This window comes from Roseixanthobacter finlandensis, assembly GCF_043195105.2.
In the GTDB taxonomy this organism is placed as follows: Bacteria; Pseudomonadota; Alphaproteobacteria; order Rhizobiales; family Xanthobacteraceae; genus NCEH01.
In genome coordinates, this window is sequence record NZ_CM195536.1 from 3,236,374 (window position 1) to 3,253,504 (window position 17,131).

The following is a 17,131-nucleotide window of genomic DNA, read 5'->3' on the forward strand; positions in this document are numbered from 1 at the left end:
CACACCGGCCCTCCCGCGCCGGCACCGTCACTTGTTGACGGCGAGACCGAGTTCCTTGCCGATGGTGGCATTGAAGCTGGCGACACAATCGGCCGAGCAGCGGGCCGCCCACTTGGGCAGGATCTGGTCTTCCAGCACCTTGCGCAGCAGCGCCTTGTCGGCATCGCTCGGGGTCACCAGCACCATCTTGCCCTTCACATCGAACGGGCAAGCGGCGGCGCCGGTGTTGCAGTCATAGCCCTGCTGGGTCTGCTTGGCGGCGGCGGCCCAGATGTCGTTGACCATGCCCTTGATGTTGGTCTGCAAGAACGCCTGCACCTTCGGGTCCAGCTTCTGCCAGGCCTTCTCGTTCACGGCGTGGATCTGCTGGTTCCAGTTGATCGGCAGCGCCACGAGATGGGTGGAGACTTCATACCACTTGGCCGAATAGCCCGAGAGCGATCCGGTGATGGCGCAATCCACCACCTTGTTCTGAAGCGCCGGCACCACTTCGCCGAACGCCATGGTCACGCTCGAACCACCGAAGGCTTCCACGAACTCGGCCTGGGTGCGCGAGGAGGTGCGCACCTTCTTGCCCTTCAGGTCCGCCAGGCTCTTGATGTCGGCATTGCAGAACAGGACCTGCGCCGGATAGGTGGAAATGCCGAGCAGCCGCACGTTGGAACCATCGCCATACAGCTTGGCGAGCACCGGCTCGAAGGCATCGGTCACCTTGCGGGCGGTCTGCGCGTCGGGGGCAAGGCCGGCGAGGTCGATGGCTTCGTTGATCGGATTGTCCGAGGCGAAATAGGACAAGGTGGCGGTGCCGAATTCCACCACGCCCTGGGACATCAGGCGCAGCAGTTCCGGGCCCTTCAGGCCCATTTCGTTGAAGCCCTTGATCTCGGCCGTCACCTGGCCGTTGGATTTCTCGGGGATCGTCTTGGTCCAGAACGGCTTTTCATAATCCTGATAGGCGGTGAGATTGCTCAGGCCGCCCACGACCTTCAGATTCGTCTTGGGCAATTCCTGCGCGCCGGCGGAGAGAGTCGCGGCGAACAATGCGGCGGCGACTAAGGTCAGGTGTTTCATTTTAGATCCTCTGGTTGGTCTGGGTTTTGATCTTTGTTTTATTGATGGATATTACGGGTCAATTCAGCTCCATTGCACGCAGGAGCGCGGAAAGCGCAGCAACACGTCTGCGCCGTGGGGCGACAGCAGCACCATTTCGCCCAGCGCGGCCCCACCGAGACCGGCGACGAACAGATTGGGGTGCAGTTCAAACAGCATGCCCGGCGAAAGGGTGAGCTCGGGCGCGACCACCGGCGCGGCGGTGGGGTCGAAATGCTGGCGGAACGCGTCGGTCAGCAAAGGGTCCTCATAGGAACAGCCGAGCCCGTGGCCGTTTCTGAACCGGCGCACACCGGGATCGCCGGCGGCGAGCCCGCGCCGGAGGCGTTCCGCTTCCATGGCGGCTTCCACGCCGGCCAGCGGCAGGCCGGGACGCAGCGCAGCAAGGCCGGCCTCGAGCATCGCGTCCACATGCCCGGCAAGTTCCGCATGCGCCGCGCTCTGCGGGCCGATGCTGCCCATGCGGATGCCGTGGCCCCAATGCCCGTCCACCGTCAGGGCCACGCCGAGCAGCACCTGGTCTCCGGCCTGCGGCACCGCCAGGGCTTCCTCGCGCCAATAGCGGCAATAATCCGCCTGCGGCGCGATGGTGAGCCAGGTGCGGCAATAATCGGCGCCGGCGCGGCGGGCGCGCATCTCCAGGTTCAGTTGGATCTGCCAAGCCGGCAGGCGGGCGGAAAGCTCTGCGCCCAAGGCCGCGAACAGCTCGTCGCATAAAGCGGCGGCGGCGCGGTGGAGATGCTGCTGGGCGGCATCCTTCACCAGGCGGAGCCGCGCCACGTCCGCATCCAGCGCGGGTCCATGGCCGAAATCGCCAAGATCGCGGTGGATGCCCGCCGGTATCTCATCGAAACCGACGCGGCCGAGCCGCGCGCCCACCGGCAGCAGCGCGCCGAGCGTTGCGCCCCAGGCGCCGGGCCGCACATCATGCACCACAAGGTCGGGGCGCAGATCGCGGGCGAGCGGCACCATGAAGGGGCTCGCCACCAGGAGGCGCGCGCCTTCGGGCAGGATCAGCAGAAGCGCGGCGCTCTCATGTCCGTCCCAACCGCTCAAAAACCGCAGCGCGCCGTGGGATTTCGTGCCCGTGCCGAGCGCGCTTCCATGGCCGAACACCGCGATCCCGGCACATCCACGCGCGCCGGCAAGATCCAGCAGCGCCGCGCGCCGCGCCGCGAGGAAGCCTGCGTCGTCGATGGGAAAGAGAGGCGGCATCGCCGGCCCTCAACCGACGGATGCGAACGGGACATCCCCACGGGAGACCCATCGCACGCCAGGCGCACGCTCGTTTGTCATTGCCCATATCCCTCTCTGCCGCGGCGTTGACGCCGTCGTTCTGAGGGTCATTGCAAGGCATGGGGACGGCAGCTGTCCAATTGTATGTTTGGAAGCGACGTATAAGCTGGATTTATGTCTCCATGTCCCGCTTAGGAGCGCCCCCCGCCACGGTCTGCGCCAGGCGGGCGATGACGCGCGAGGGATAGCTCTCCGGCCCGTCGATCCAGCTCGCGGTGAAGCTGAGATCCGGCAGCGGATCGCACACCACGTCTAGCAGCTGCAATTCGCCCCGCTCCAGCTCCTTTCCCAGGAAAACCGGCGTGATGACCGCGGTGCCGATGCCGTCGAGCACCATGCGCACCACCATGGAGAGCGAGGCGCAGCCATACATGCGCGGAGTCGATATGCCCCAGCGCATCAGCATGTCGCGCACCATGCGATAGGGCGAGCTGTTGGAGGGATAGGTGATGATGGGCAAGGTCGCCACCCGGTCCAAAGTCACCGGCCCCGGCCCGAGATCGACCCCGGGATTGACCACCCAGGCCAGCGGATAGGTGCACAGGTGCAGATTCTCCACCCGCGCCTCCAGCACCGGACCCATGAGGAAGGCGACGTCGATCTGCCGTGCCATGAGGTGGGATTGCAGCACGTGCGTGCTGTCCACCTCGATTTCCAGCACCAGCGAGGGATAAGCGGAATGCACCTGTTCGATCAGGCGCGGCAGCCACGTCTGGACGATGGTTTCCGCCACGCCAATGCGCAAGGTGCCGCTCATGGTGGTCTGGTCGCGCGCCGCTTGCAGCATGTCGTGGCGCACCTGCATCATGCGCTCGGCGTGGGAGAGCAGCTCATGCCCCTTGGCGGTGAGCTTGACGCCGCGCGCCTCCCGCTCGAACAGCCGCACGCCCAGCGCGCTCTCCAGCGATGCAATGCGCTGGGAAATGGCGGGCTGGGTCGTGCCAAGCTTCTCCGAAGCCGCCCGCAGGCTGCCCAGCGCCGCCGCCCAGAAGAAGGTCTCGATGTTCCTCAGGTCGATCATCCCACGATGATGGCCCCGCCCGCCGCCACCTCCAACCGAAACTTCAACGCCCATCGGCCGGCGCATCCGCCGCGGCTCCGCGTCGCATCACATCACCCAGATACCGCCAACTATTTTCGAAATCCTTGAAAGCGGAGCCGACGCACGGCGGGTCCACCTTGGGCGAAATTTTTCAAGCCGTTTGTTTTTCTAAGCTTTTCAAGGTGCGACGGCGCGGCGTTTGCACGGATCGGGGGGCGCGGGCTACATATTTGCGCCATCCTGATTTGCTTGAAGCGGCAAGATCAATAAAATGGTTACCAGGCGCTGGTAGCTTGGGGTATCGGCAGGGCGGACAGACCATCGGTTCCGCCCTGGCAAGCCAAGGTTTGATTGAAAAGCCCACGGGCCGTTCGGCGCGGGCGCAGACATCTGATTCGCACAGCGTGGCGCAATCCGCCGCGTTTAGAATCGGGATCGAAATCCGTTCGCGCAGTGAGGATCATGACCTACACGCCCTATGACGACACCGGCTACATGGATAGCCCTGTCTCATCAAAGGCCCGGCTGCCGCTGGTCGTCTTCGGCGCGTTGGTCATCGGCGTCGGCGCGCTGGCCGCCGCAACGCTTATCGTCGCTTCCGATGCCGAATGGCGCATGCTGGCGGGCGGCTCCAGCCACCGCATCGAGGTGCCGCCGGCGCCCCTGCCGGCCCCGGTCCAGGTGTTCGCCGCCCCCGTTCAGCCGGCCCCGGCGCTGGACGACGCGGAAAAGGACGTGACCGACATCGAGAATTTCCGCTCCGCCGGCGCGATCATCCTGGCGCCGAGCTGGATGTTCGACGGCGGCATCCGCACTGCGCAGGGCTCGTTCGTGCCCCGGCGCACCGCGGTTGCGTCCGCGCTGCCGCCGGCCGAGCCGCTGGAAGCCTCCCGCGCCGTGCCCCTGCCGCCGGTGAAGCCTCTGCTCGCACCCGGCCTGCCCTCGCAAACCCAACTCTCCGCCGCGCCCGATCTCGGCCTGCCGGACACCGCCCCGCTGCCCACGCGCAACCCGCTGAGCCGCCAGATCGCCAACCAGATCGGCGGCACGCAGCTGGCCTATCTACCCCCCTCCGACCGGCCGTTCGGCGAAGAGCCCGCGCCGAAGCTCACGCCCCAGATGGTGCCGCCGCCGGCCGCCCAATCCATCCTGCCCGGCCCCACCGACCGCTTCGCCGTCTACGACATCGCCGGCAAGACCGTGTACATGCCGAGTGGCGAGAAGCTGGAGGCGCATTCCGGCTATGGCGACACATTCGACGACGTGCGCCACGTCTCGAAGAAGATGGTCGGGCCCACCCCGCCGAACACCTATGAGCTGACCATGCGCGAATCCCTGTTCCACGGGGTCGAAGCGCTGCGCATGCGGCCGGTGGGCAAGGAGCCCATGTATGGCCGCGACGGCTTCCTGACCCACAGCTACATGATGGGACCGCGCGGCGATTCCAACGGCTGCATCTCGTTCAGCGATTATCCGAAATTCCTGCAGGCCTATAAGCGCGGGGAGGTCACGCGGATTATCGTTGTGGCGAGCCTGCCCGGCGCCCAGCCCAAGCACGACAATCCCCTGCTCTCCTGGCTCGCCGGCCGCGCCGGCACCGTGCCCGAGACCCGCTGAGCGGCGGCCGCGCCGCAGGACCGTCGCGCCCTTCCCCTTGGAAAACCGCGCAAAATATGTCGCAGCGGAAGACCGTGGACCCTGTCCGCGCGCGCCCCAAGCGTGGTTTGCCGAGGCGAGACAGCGCAATCGCGCTCGTTTGTGGCAGCGCACTCGGCTACAGTGCGGGCGATGCCCGATACGAGCGAAGCGCTTGCCCAGCTGTACGAACATACGCCGGTCCTGGTGGCCGCGTACGATATGTTCGACCGCCTGCGCTATGCCAATGCGTCTTTCCGGTCCGCTTTTTTTCTCGCACTCGGCGAGGCCCCCTTCTGGGGCGACCTGATGCGGCGCAACTTCCATGCCGGGCGCGGCACGGTGATCCGCACCGCCGATTTCGAAGCCTGGCTGATGTCGACCCAGTCGCGCCGGGGCAAGATCGGATTCCGCGCCTTCGAGACCGACCTGGTCGAGGGGCGCTGGCTGTGGATGACGGAAACGGTGCAGCCCAACGGCTGGATGCTGTGTATCGCCAGCGACATCACCTCCCTGCGCGCGGAAGAGCGCAGCGTACGGCAGGATCGCGATCTCGCGATCAAGGCTTCCCATACCGACGATCTCACCGGGGTCGCCAACCGGCGCTATGTGATCGCGCGCATTGAAGACATGCTCTCGCGCAATGGCAGGCTCCCCGGCCATGGCGGAGAGGCCGTCGTCGCGGGCTGCGTCGCCGTGCTGGATCTCGATAATTTCAAATATATCAACGACCATTATGGCCATCAGGCGGGCGATCTGATCCTGCGGGATTTCGCCCGGCGGATCCAGGGGCAGGTGCGGCGGCGCGATTGCTTCGGTCGGATCGGCGGCGAGGAATTCGTGCTGGTCTTTCCCGATACCTCCATCACCCAGGCGCGGCTGCTGGTGGAGCAGATGCTCGCCACCATCCAGATGTCCCGCCCGCTGCCGCAGCGCCCGGACTTCGCCTATACGTTTTCCGCCGGCGTGGCCGCCGCCATACCGGGCGAGGGCGCGACCGATATCTACGGGCGCGCCGACAAGGCGCTTTACCGGGCCAAGATGGCCGGGCGCAATTGCATCCTGCTGGAAGAGCCCCGCCCCGCAACCGCCGCCAGCGCCTAGGGTCCCTGCCCGATAAAGTCCGGCGCAATTCCGGCAGAGCATTGTCATGCACGGGCTCGACCCGTGCATCCACGCGGCACCGCTGGCGCCGGCTTTTCAAGGCCCGCGCGTTCGGCCCGGCGCGGGTGGCCGGGACGGGCCCGGCCATGACGACCAAGGAACGACGATGGAAAGGCGCGCACCTTCCTTCACGCCCCCGACCGGCGATGCGGTTTCATCTGTGGATCGCGAATGCCATGGGGCTTCGCGGGCGGGCGAAATTCTGTCTACTCCCCCCATGGAATTCGCATCCGACAACACAGCCGGCGTTCACCCCGCGATCATGGCCGCTCTCGCGCGGGCGAACGAAGGGTCCGCGCCTTCCTATGGCGCCGACCCCTGGAGCGCGCGCGCGGCGCAGGCGCTGCGGGAGGTGTTCGAGACCGAGGCGCGGGTGTTCCTGGTGGCCACCGGCACCGCCGCCAATGCGCTCGCGCTCTCAGCGCTGACGCCGGCCTATGGCACCGTGTTCTGCCACCGCGATTCCCACCTCAATACCGATGAATGCGGCGCGCCGGAATTCTTCACCGGCGGCGCCAAGCTCACCACGCTGGAGGGCTTCGGCGGTAAGTTGAGCGTGGACGAGATCGAGCGGTCGCGCCGCGATTTCCGGCGCGGCTTCCACCAGCAGATGCCGGCGGGGGTGTCGATCACCCAGGCAAGCGAGCTCGGCCTCGTCTATACGGCCGAGGAGGTGGGGGAGATCGGCGCCTATTGCCGCGCGCACGGCCTCAACCTGCACATGGACGGCGCGCGCTTCGCCAATGCGCTCGCCGCGTCCAATGCCAGCCCGGCGGCCCTCACCTGGAAGGCGGGCGTGGACGTGATGACCTTTGGCGCCACCAAGAACGGCGCCATGGGGGTGGAGGCCGTGGTGATCTTCGATCCGGCACTGGCGGATCATTTCGACTATCGCGTGAAGCGCGGTGCCCATGTGATTTCCAAGAGCCGGTTCCTCGGCGCGCAAATGGCGGCCTATCTGGAAGACGGCCTGTGGCTCGAAACGGCCCGGCACGCCAATGCCATGGCGGCGCGGCTCGCGGCCGGGCTCGCGGGCGTGCCCAGCGTCGCGCTGCCCGTGCCGACCCAGGCCAATGAAGTGTTCGCGATCCTGCCGCGCACTTTGCACGAGGCCCTCCAGGCGGCGGGCGCGCATTATTACGAATGGCCGCGCCTCGCCTCCGGGCTTGCCCCCATCGGGACGGACCAGGCCTTCGTCCGCCTGGTCTGCTCGTTCCGGACCGATCCCGCCGAGGTGGATCGGCTGATCGCCGCCACGCGCGCCGCGCAGGTCTAGCGCCGCAACGGCACGAACCCCGCGCCGGGCCGGGCCCGCCAGCGGTTCTTCCTTTTCCGGCATCGCGCATGAGGAAAGGACATCGGCACGGCCGGTGAGCCCAGTGCAGCGCGTGCCCCTCTGCGGACGGCCTGAGCTGCGCAAGCCCGGCAGCCCGCGCCCGTTCCGCGCCAAACGTGCCCCCCGATCGAGCAAGCGTGATCGCACGGCACTGGCGTTGCGGCCGATCACGTCATATAACATTGCTATCAATGAGCATGCTTATTATATGAAAGCTCCTAAATGGTGGACCATTCCACGCTCGGCTTCCTGCTGCACGACGTTGCCCGCCTGCTGCGCAAGCGGTTCGAGCAGCGCGCCCGCGACAGCGGGCTGACGCGCTCCCATTGGCAGACGCTGGCCTATCTCAAGCACAATGAGGGCATCCACCAGGGCGGCCTCGCGGACCTGATGGAGATCGAGCCCATCACGCTGGTGCGCATTCTCGACAAGCTGGAGCAGCGCGGCCTGATCGAGCGGCGGCGCCATCCCACCGACCGGCGGGTGTGGCTGCTTTACATGGGCCAGGGCGCGCAACCGATCCTGACCGAAATGCAGAAGCTGGGCGAAGCCACGCGCAGCGAGGCCCTCGCCGGCGTTTCGGACGAGGACTGCGCCCGCATGATGCACGCCCTCGCGATCATGAAGGCGAACCTTCTCAACGTTTCCAACGAACCTGGCCCCGATCAGGAGCAAAACCATGGCTGAAGCTCAATCCATTGATCGTCCCGCCGTCGCGCGCCGTGACCCCGCGGGCGCCGCACAGCCGGCCAGCCTCGACACGATGCGCGAGGCGCGCGCCGAACCGGCGGTCGCTTCCCCCGAACCCGCCGCGCCCCCTGCCCCGGAGCGTCCCGCCAAATCGCGCCGCAGCCTTGTGCGCACCATTCTATTCGCGCTGCTGCCGGTGGCACTGGTGGTGGGCGGCTATTTCTACGTCACCGGCGGAAGCGTGATGTCGACCGACAATGCCTATGTGCAGGCCGACACCGTGGGCATCTCCACCGATGTCGCGGGCATCGTCGCGTCCATCGCCGTCCACGACAACCAGCGGGTGAAGAAGGGGGATATCCTGTTCCAGCTCCAGCAGGACACGTTTCAGATCGCGCTCGATGGCGCGACCGCGCAGCTCGGCACGGTGCGCAACCAGATCCTCACCCTGAAGGCCAATTACAAGCAGGCCCAGGCGGAGATCGCCCAGGCGCAGGCCGATCTGCCCTTCTACCAGACCAGCTTCAAGCGCCAGGAGGAGTTGCTGGCGAGCGCGGCAGCCTCCAAGGCCGCCTATGATCAGGCCAAGCAGAATCTCGACAGCGCCAACCAGAAGGTGGCCGTGGCGAAGGCCCAGGCGGCGGCGACGCTGGCGCAGCTCGGCGGCGATGCCGACCAGAAGGTGGAGCAGAACCCGTCCTATCTCCAGGCCAAATCCGCCGTGGACAAGGCCCAGCGCGACCTCAACGAAACCATCGTGCGGGCGCCGTTCGACGGCATCGTCACCAATGTGCCCTCGCTCCAGGTCGGTGCCTATCTCGATGCCGCCCAGCAGGCCTTCAGCCTCGTCTCCACCACGAATATCTGGGTCGCCGCGAGCCCGAAGGAGACCGAGCTGACCTTCGTCAAGCCGGGGCAGCCCGTGAGCATCACGGTGGATACCTATCCCGGCATCGAATGGGCCGGCACGGTGGAGAGCATCAGCCCGGCCTCGGGCGCGAGCTTCTCGCTGCTGCCGGCGCAGAACACCACCGGCAATTGGGTGAAGGTGGTGCAGCGCATTCCCATGATCGTCCATTTCACCGACCTTGCCGGCAAGCCGCCGCTGCGGGTTGGCATGAGCGTGACGGTTGAGGTGGACACCGGCCATCCGCGCGGCCTGCCCACCTTCGTGTCTGACCTGTTCGGAACCGCAAACCATGGCTGAGGCCGCTGCGGGCGGCACACCCGCGATCGCCAACCGGGGCGCGATCACCGCGTGCGTGATCCTCGCCGTGATCATGCAGGCGCTCGATACCACCATCGCCAACGTGGCGCTGCCCTATATCCAGGGTAGCGTCTCGGCGAGCGCGGACCAGATCAACTGGGTGCTGACCTCCTATATCGTCGCCGCCGCGATCATGACGCCGCCGTCCGGCTTCCTCGCGACGCGGTTCGGGCGCAAGCGGGTGCTGCTCACCGCCATCGCCGGCTTTGTAATCGCCTCGATCCTGTGCGGCCTCTCGCAATCGCTGGTGGAGATCGTCGCCTTCCGCCTGGCGCAGGGCCTGTTCGGTGCGGCTTTGGTGCCGCTGTCGCAGGGTATCCTGCTGGATATCTACACGCCGCAGGAGCGCGGCTCCGCCATGGCGCTGTTCGGCGTCTCGGTGATGGTCGGCCCGGTGCTCGGGCCGGTGATCGGCGGCTGGCTGACCGACAACATCAGCTGGCGCTGGGTGTTCTACATCAACCTGCCGATCGGCCTGCTGGCGTTTGCCGGCATCACGGTGTTCGTCACGGAAACCACGCGCAATACCGCCGCGAAGCTCGACTGGCTCGGCTTCGGCGCGCTCTCGGTGGCGATCGCGACGCTGCAATTGTTCCTGGACCGGGGCGAACAGCTCGATTGGCTCTCGTCCGGCGAAATCATCATCTGGGCGGTGGTGTGCGCCTCGGCCACCTATGTGTTCCTGATCCACACGTTCACGGCCACCAAGAGCTTCGTCAATCCGCGCCTGTTCCTGGACCGGAACTTCTCGGTCAGCATGTTCTTCATCTTCATCGTCGGCGTCACCTATCTCGCCTCGCTGGCGCTGATGACGCCCTATCTCCAGACTCTGATGGGCTATCCCGTGATGACCGCCGGCCTGGTGATGGGGCCGCGCGGCATGGGCACGATGCTGTGCATGTTCATCGTCGGCCGCATGATCGGGCGGGTGGATACGCGCATCCTTCTGACCCTCGGCCTCGGCCTCACCGCCTGGGCCATGTACGCCATGACGGGATGGACGCCGGACGTGTCGCAATGGACCGTGGTGTGGGTCGGCTTCGTGCAGGGGGCGGGGCTGGGCTTCCTGTTCGTGCCGCTGACGACGGTGGCCTTCTCCACCTTGCCCGCCCACATGCGCGGCGAGGGCACGGGGCTCTACAATCTCTCCCGCAACATCGGTTCCAGCGTCGGCATCGCCTATGTGACGGCGCTGCTGGCGGACAATGTGCAGGTGAACCACGCGAACATCGCGGCCTATGTGACGCCCTTCAACCACGCCTTCGACGCCCCCTGGATCCACCAGCACATGGACCCGCTGCTGGCCGGCGGACGGGCGGCGCTGGACCAGATCATCACGCTTCAGGCCACCATCATCGCCTATATGGACGACTTCAAGTTCATGATGATCCTGACGCTGATCGCCATGCCCCTGGTGCTGCTGCTGCGCGCGCCCGCCGCGGCGCCGGCGGACAATGACCACGCCGTGGTCATGGAATGAGGTTCTCCTGAAAGTATCGCGCCGCATGTCGGCGCGGCGTCGCATGCGGCGTCCTTGGGTCGGGAGGCGAATGGAACGCCCCGATCCTGAAAGGAGAGACCCATGCGCGTGATGGTGATGGTGAAGGCGACCGCCGAGAGCGAAACGGGGATGTTGCCCTCCAGCGAATTGCTGGAAGCCATGGGCAAGTTCAATGCGGAGCTGATCGCCGCTGGCATCATGCTGTCCGGCGACGGCCTGCAGCCGACATCCAAGGGCAAGCGCGTCGCCTTCGACGGCACGAGCCGCACAGTCATCGACGGGCCGTTCGCCGAGACCAAGGCAATCGTCGCCGGCTTCTGGATGTGGCAGGTCAAGGACATGGCGGAAGCGGTGGCCTGGGTGAAGCGCTGCCCCAATCCCATGCCCGGCCCGAGCGAAATCGAAATCCGCCCGGTGTTCGAATTCGCCGATTTCGGCGAGGCGCTGACACCGGACCTCGTTGCCCTGCACACGCAAAATCAGGAGCAGATCGCCGGGCGCTGAATCGCGCGGCGCCGCACAGGTGCTGTGTGTGCGCGACATTAAAGGCGGGCCAAGCCATGGTGCCCTGCCCGCCTGTTTAAAGCTTAGCGTGCCACCCGCAGCGCGCGGCTCAGCCGCTGCATTTGGGCAGCAGGGCGTTCACGTCGCGCACCAGATCCGGCATCACCTGCTCGGCCTTGCGCTTGCCGGTCACGAGGCTCTCGGTATGGCTCTTGATCACCTCGATGATCTTGAGCGAATTGTCGCCGGGGAAGGACGCCCATTCGGTCAGCACCGGCAATTGCTGGATGCTGGTCATGTGATTGGGGTTCTTGGCATAAAACGCGCCGAGCAGGTCCGGCTGCCGCACCGCGATTTCATTGCCCGGCATATAGCCGGTGTAATTGGCCATCAGCGTCTGGCCGAGCGGGCCGGTGACGAACTTCACGAATTCCCAGGCGGCCTTCTGGTGCTCGGCATCCTTGGAAAACACCATGGCGACATTGCCGCCGGCGGGCAATTTGCCGTCCGCCGCCGCGAGCGGGAAGGCGAGCGTCTTGAACGCGAACTTGCCGGCGATCTGGCGATCCGCCGCCGCCACATAGGAGGTCGAGTCGGCGAGGATGGCGATGCTGCCGGCGACGAAAGATTGCCGCGCCTGGCCGAGCGCGAGGTTGGGCATGCCCGAGGCGCCGAAGGATTCCAGCGTCTTCAGCGCCCACATGCCGGCATCGTCATTGAAGGCGATGCTGCATCCGTTGGGCTGGAGCATGTGGCCACCCTTGCTGGTCACCAGCGATTGGAACAGCCAGTTCCCGGTCTGCTCCCATTGATAATAAAGGCCCGTGACCGGCGTGCCGGCCTTGGCCTCGACCGCTTTTCCGGCGGCGATCAGCTCCGGCCAGGTCTTGGGGAGCGCCGCGACATCGATGCCCGCCTTCGCCAGCAGGTCGGCGTTCACATAGAGCACCGGGGTGGAGACGGCGAAGGTGAGGCCGTAGAGCTTGCCCTTCCATTTGCCCAGTTCCGCCAGCGTCGGATAATAGCCGAGCTTGGCGAGCCCGCCGTCCTGTTCGGCATAGGCATCCAGCGGCACGCCGAGGCCGCGATCCACGAACAGGCCGATCTGGTTGATGCCGTTGAACGCCACGTCCGGCAGCCGCCCGGTGATCTGGTCGCGCAGGATCTGCTGCGCGGCTTCCTCATAGCCCGCCACGGGGTTGCGGAATTTCACCTTGATGTCGGGATGCGCCTCGGTGAAGCGCTTGGCCAGTTCCTGCTGAAGGGCATTGAAGGTGCCGGGGGTGGTGTAGAGCACGTCCAGCGTCACTTCCGCCTGGGCGCAGGCCGTGCCCGCCAGCAGGAGGGTGGCGACGCCCGCGCTTATCCGGCCGAGCCGGGTGGTCAGTCGTTCGAACATGGGGGATCTCCGCGTGAGGGTCATTTCATGGTCGTCACGGCAAGGCCGTCGATAAACCGGCGTTGCGCGATCAGGAAGGCGAGTAGGAGCGGCGCGACGATGATCGCCGCACCCGCCATGAGCGGGCCGAGGAACTGGCCCGCCTCATCGTCCCGGAACAGGAGAATGCCGAGCGCGGGCGTGGAGATGTCCGCGCTGCGCACCGCGATCAGCGGCCAGAACAGATCATTCCAGTGGGCGACCACCGAGAAGATGCCGAACGCGGCCAGGGCCGGTGCGCTCATGGGCACCATGATGCGCCAGATAATTTCGAATTCGCCGAGCCCGTCGAGCCGCGCCGCGTGGATCACATCGTCCGGTATGGCGCGGAAGAACTGCCGCAGCAGGAAGATGCCGAAGGCGGAAATCGCCCAGGGCAGGATCAGCGCCGCATAGGTGTCCAGAAGCCCGAACACGTAGAGCAGCACGAAATGGGGGATCGCCAGCGCCTGCGGCGGCACCAGCAAGCCCACCAGCACCGCCGCGAACAAGGTATCGCGACCGTGGAAACGCAGCTTCGCCAGCGCATAGGCGCAGGGCACGCAGACCAGAAGCTGCAGCGTGAAGATCGCCGCGCACACCATCAAGCCGTTCAGCAGGAAGGTGAACATGGGCGCGGCGGTGAAGGCGATGCGATAATTCTCAAAGCCGTAGAATTGCGTCGGCCACAGGTGGAAATCCGCCTGGAAGATCTCCTGCGGCGGCTTGATCGAGAGGCTGATCATCCAGACGAACGGCGCCAGCGCGAAGGCCGCGGTGCAGGCGAGCAGGACATGCCGCGCGATGCGGCCGGCGCGCCCGCGGCGTCTCTTTTGCGCGCTCATGTGTAATGCACCCGCCGTTCGAGGAGCTTCGCCTGGGTCAGCGTGAGCGCGACCACGATGGCGAGATAGACCACGGTCAGCGCCGCCCCATAGCCGGTGCGCAGGAAATCGAAGCTTTCGGTGTAGAGGCGATGCAGCAGCACCTCGGAGGCATAGTTCGGCCCGCCCTGGGTGAGCACGCGCACGGCGTCGAACACTTCGAACGCGCGGCTGGCGGTGAGGATCACCACGAACATGGTCACCGGCCCGAGCATGGGCAGGGTGACGAGGCGCAGGCGATCGAACAGGCCGTCCGCGCCGTCGATGGCGGCGGCGTCGTAGAGATGCTGCGGCACCGCCTTCAGGCCGGAGACGAACAGCACCATGGCAAAGCCGAACCCCTGCCAGATGCCGATGACCGCCAGCGCGAGCAGCGCCGTATGCTCGTCGCGCAGCCAGTTCACGCCGCTGATCCCGATCGCGCCGAGCGCCCGGTTCACCAGGCCGATGGTGGGATGGAGCATGGTGCCCCACACGATCGCCATGGCCGACATGGTGGACATGACGGGCAGGAAATGCGCCGCCCGGTAGAAGCCGCGCAGCCCCGGGCTCGCCTCAATGAGCAGCGCCACGCCGAGGCCGAGGCCCACCGTGCCGGGCACCACGAGCACGACATAGAGCAGCGTGTTGCCGAGCGCCTTCCAGAAAATCGGATCGCCGAACAAAGCCTGGAAATTCGCCAGCCCGATGAAATGGAAGCTGGCGCCGCCGAGCTGCCAGTCGGTGAGCGAGAACAGCACCACCGCCGCCGCCGGACCGAACAGAAGGCCGATCAGCAGCACCGCTGCGGGCGAGACCGCGAGCCAGCCGACCCGCGCCTCGCTCTGCCCGGCACCCGGACGCGCGCTCTTCTCCGCGCGGCCCGCGCGGATGAGATGGGGCGCGGCGCTGTTCATGCCGCCACCCGCGCAAGTGCGGCAAGGCGCCGGCCCTGGCTGTCGAACTGCATCAGGCGCGCGTGCTCGACGCGCACGCAGACCGGATGCCCGATTTGTGCGCGCGGCGCATCGGGATGGGTGCGCACGACGATGGCGCCCGCCCCGTGCGCGAGCGTCACGTTCAAGAAAATGTCGGAGCCGAGATTTTCGATGCTGGCGAGGCTTCCACCCAGCATGCCGGCGCCCGGCCCGGCGATCGCGGCATCCTCCGGGCGGAAGGCGAGCTGGGTCGTGTCGGCATGCAGGCCGCCCGGCTCGGCGCCGCCGAGTGCGGCCCAATGGGCGCGCGAGACCACATTGATCTTCGGGCTGCCGATCATCTCGGCCACCCGCAGATCCTGCGGATCGCGATATAGCATCTCGGGCGGGGCGACCTGGAGCAATTCCCCGCCCATCATCACCGCGACCCGGTCCGACATGGTCATGGCCTCGGCCTGATCATGGGTGACATAGATGAAGGTGACGCCGAGCCGGCGATGCAGCGCCGTGATCTCGGCCCGCATCTGCACCCGCAGCTTGGCGTCGAGATTGGACAGCGGCTCGTCCATGAGGAACACCGCCGGGTGGCGCACCATGGCCCGGCCGAGCGCGACGCGCTGGCGCTGGCCGCCGGAAAGCTGGCCCGGCTTGCGATGGAGCAGATGGGCAACGTCCAGCATGGCGGCGGCCTGCTCGACCTCGGCGCGGATCGCCCGTTCGATGCCGCGCCGGCGGGGAAAGGCGCGGCCGATCAAAGGCAGCCGCTCGGCGAAGCTCAGGCGGCGGGTGCGCAGCGGCAGCGCGATATTGTCGAACACGCTGAGGTGGGGATAGAGCGCATAGGATTGGAACACCATGGCGACGTCGCGCTCCTTCGGGCGCCGGTCGTCCACGCACGTGCCGCCGACGCGCACCTCCCCGCTGTCCTGCGCCTCCAGCCCGGCGATGATCCGCAGCAGGGTGGATTTCCCGCAGCCGGAGGGACCGACGAGGGTGAGGAATTCGCCGTCGCGGATGGTCAGCGACACCCCGTTCACCACCCGGGTGTCGCCATAGCGCTTCTCGATGGCGTGCAATTCGATGTCAGCCATGCCCGCCCCCTGCCGCCTGGAGCGGCCGCCCGTCCATGTCGCCAGCCGCAAGGCCGAGATGGGTGAGGATGGTGGGCGCGATGTCGATCACGCAGGCGGCGTGCCCGCGCGCCACGTCGGCGCCGAACCCGCGCCCGGAAATCATCAGGAACGGCGCCTGCTCCGCCGCGCCGAGCCCGCCATGCTGGCCGGCGCCGATCACATCCGCCTTCTTCTCCCCCGCCCGCCGGGCGGCAAGGCTGCTGCCGGGGATGCCGAAGGCGTTCGGCGCATCGCTCGCCCGCAGGGAGACCGCGAAGGCGAGGCCATTGTCCCCCGCCTGGCCGATTTCGGCGAGCTTATCCCGCGCGATCACCGTGCCGGCCCAGTCGCAGGCCGCGAGGAAACGAGCGAGCGCCGGCGCGCGCGCCTCAGCGTCCACATGCAGATAGATCAGCACCGACGTGCCGTTGGAGGCGACCACCACCTCGTCGGACTCCGTCGCGTCCTTCAGCCCGGCGGCGACCAGTTCCGCCTCCACATCCACCACGCCGGCGACGCTCTGGTGGCCGTGGTCCGATCCCACCAGGAACAGCACCTCCTCGCGATCGGGCAGGCCCGCCACCGCGTCCATGACGCGCCCGGCGGTGCGATCGGCTTCTGCAAGGATCGCCAGATGCGCCGGGGAGCCGAGCGCCAACGCATGCTGGCTCGCATCGGGCTCGCCGAGCCAGAGCACCGCCAGCGCGGGCGGCGTGGGGGCCAGTACCGCCTCGGCGATGAAGCGTTCGGCCATCGCCCGGTCGCCGGCGACATCCAGCCCCACACGCAGGGCACACGCCTCGTCCATCGGCACCCGGCCGGGGCCGAACGAACCCGCGCGATGATAGACATGGCCGTGCCCGTCGGGATCATGGGCATAGGCCGCGCCCGGCGAGACGTTGGAGAACACCACCGCGCCGCCGTGGTCCTTCACCCGCTCGGCCAGGGTCGGCATGGCGAGCGAGCGCCCGGTCACGCGCCGCTTGTGCTGGAGGAAATCGGGATGCCCGGCATCGTGCCGCACCAGATGGCCGCCTTCCAGCAGCGCCATGGTGTTGCCCTGGAGCCCGTGGCGCGCCGGATAACAGCCGGTGGCAAGGCTGGCGGAAACCACGCGCGTGCAGGAGGGAAACACCGTGCGATAAGCGTCGAACCGTTCGGCGCCGCCAGCGAATGCGGCGAGGCGCGGCGTGGTCCGCGGCGAGAGGAGGTCGCGGCGCAGACCGTCGAGAATGAGCAGGATGGCGCGGCGCATG

Annotated in this window: 15 protein-coding genes; 7 read left to right on the plus strand and 8 right to left on the minus strand. The window is 67.0% G+C overall.

The window, feature by feature from the left end; genetic code table 11:
* Positions 1 to 27 precede the first annotated feature (27 nt).
* From V5G24_RS15355 to V5G24_RS15365, 3 genes are all read right to left on the minus strand, one after another.
* A complete protein-coding gene (locus tag V5G24_RS15355) occupies positions 28 to 1,071 on the minus strand; it encodes a TRAP transporter substrate-binding protein (protein WP_394081446.1) in 1,044 nt (347 codons plus the stop codon).
* A 63-nt stretch (positions 1,072 to 1,134) separates the two neighbouring features.
* On the minus strand, positions 1,135 to 2,325 hold the full coding sequence (locus V5G24_RS15360) for a M24 family metallopeptidase (protein WP_394081444.1): 1,191 nt from the start codon (positions 2,323 to 2,325) through the stop codon (positions 1,135 to 1,137).
* A 193-nt stretch (positions 2,326 to 2,518) separates the two neighbouring features.
* On the minus strand, positions 2,519 to 3,427 hold the full coding sequence (locus tag V5G24_RS15365) for a LysR family transcriptional regulator (protein WP_394081442.1): 909 nt from the start codon (positions 3,425 to 3,427) through the stop codon (positions 2,519 to 2,521).
* A gap of 483 nt (positions 3,428 to 3,910) precedes the next feature.
* On the opposite strand from V5G24_RS15365, the gene V5G24_RS15370 reads away from it, so the two are divergent.
* The 7 genes from V5G24_RS15370 (at position 3,911) to V5G24_RS15400 (ending at position 11,545) form a co-directional block, all read left to right on the plus strand.
* Positions 3,911 to 5,065, plus strand: coding sequence for a DUF2778 domain-containing protein (locus V5G24_RS15370; protein WP_394081440.1), 1,155 nt, complete (start codon positions 3,911 to 3,913; stop codon positions 5,063 to 5,065).
* A 171-nt stretch (positions 5,066 to 5,236) separates the two neighbouring features.
* Positions 5,237 to 6,187, plus strand: a complete 951-nt coding sequence (locus V5G24_RS15375; RefSeq protein ID WP_394081438.1) for a sensor domain-containing diguanylate cyclase — start codon at positions 5,237 to 5,239, stop codon at positions 6,185 to 6,187.
* Positions 6,188 to 6,509: 322 nt separating this feature from the next.
* Positions 6,510 to 7,523 carry a beta-eliminating lyase-related protein gene (locus tag V5G24_RS15380; protein ID WP_509292244.1) on the plus strand — a complete coding sequence of 338 codons (1,014 nt, stop codon included), beginning with the start codon at positions 6,510 to 6,512 and terminating at the stop codon, positions 7,521 to 7,523.
* 282 nt (positions 7,524 to 7,805) lie between these two features.
* On the plus strand, positions 7,806 to 8,270 hold the full coding sequence (locus V5G24_RS15385) for a MarR family winged helix-turn-helix transcriptional regulator (protein WP_394081434.1): 465 nt from the start codon (positions 7,806 to 7,808) through the stop codon (positions 8,268 to 8,270).
* Between the two features lie 76 nt (positions 8,271 to 8,346).
* Positions 8,347 to 9,480, plus strand: a complete 1,134-nt coding sequence (locus V5G24_RS15390; protein WP_394082094.1) for an HlyD family secretion protein — start codon at positions 8,347 to 8,349, stop codon at positions 9,478 to 9,480.
* Positions 9,473 to 11,020 (plus strand): DHA2 family efflux MFS transporter permease subunit, encoded by a 1,548-nt coding sequence (locus V5G24_RS15395; protein WP_394081432.1) that lies wholly within the window; start codon positions 9,473 to 9,475, stop codon positions 11,018 to 11,020. The genes V5G24_RS15390 and V5G24_RS15395 overlap by 8 nt, the downstream gene beginning before the upstream one ends.
* A gap of 102 nt (positions 11,021 to 11,122) precedes the next feature.
* On the plus strand, positions 11,123 to 11,545 hold the full coding sequence (locus V5G24_RS15400; RefSeq protein WP_394081430.1) for a YciI family protein: 423 nt from the start codon (positions 11,123 to 11,125) through the stop codon (positions 11,543 to 11,545).
* Positions 11,546 to 11,654: 109 nt separating this feature from the next.
* Here the strand turns inward: V5G24_RS15400 and V5G24_RS15405 are convergent, their stop codons facing one another.
* The 5 genes from V5G24_RS15405 to V5G24_RS15425 are packed head-to-tail and all read right to left on the minus strand — an operon-like array spanning position 11,655 to position 17,130.
* Entirely contained in the window at positions 11,655 to 12,944 is a 1,290-nt protein-coding gene (locus tag V5G24_RS15405; RefSeq protein ID WP_394081428.1) for an ABC transporter substrate-binding protein, read from the minus strand.
* Positions 12,945 to 12,964: 20 nt separating this feature from the next.
* On the minus strand, positions 12,965 to 13,807 hold the full coding sequence (locus V5G24_RS15410; RefSeq protein ID WP_394081426.1) for a carbohydrate ABC transporter permease: 843 nt from the start codon (positions 13,805 to 13,807) through the stop codon (positions 12,965 to 12,967).
* Positions 13,804 to 14,742 carry a carbohydrate ABC transporter permease gene (locus V5G24_RS15415; RefSeq protein WP_394081424.1) on the minus strand — a complete coding sequence of 313 codons (939 nt, stop codon included), beginning with the start codon at positions 14,740 to 14,742 and terminating at the stop codon, positions 13,804 to 13,806. Before V5G24_RS15415 ends, V5G24_RS15410 begins: the two co-directional genes overlap by 4 nt.
* Positions 14,739 to 15,854: an ABC transporter ATP-binding protein gene (locus V5G24_RS15420; RefSeq protein WP_394081422.1), complete on the minus strand. Its 1,116-nt coding sequence runs from the start codon at positions 15,852 to 15,854 to the stop codon at positions 14,739 to 14,741. The genes V5G24_RS15415 and V5G24_RS15420 overlap by 4 nt, the downstream gene beginning before the upstream one ends.
* On the minus strand, positions 15,847 to 17,130 hold the full coding sequence (locus V5G24_RS15425) for an alkaline phosphatase family protein (RefSeq protein ID WP_394081420.1): 1,284 nt from the start codon (positions 17,128 to 17,130) through the stop codon (positions 15,847 to 15,849). The genes V5G24_RS15420 and V5G24_RS15425 overlap by 8 nt, the downstream gene beginning before the upstream one ends.
* Between the last annotated feature and the right edge of the window lies 1 nt (position 17,131).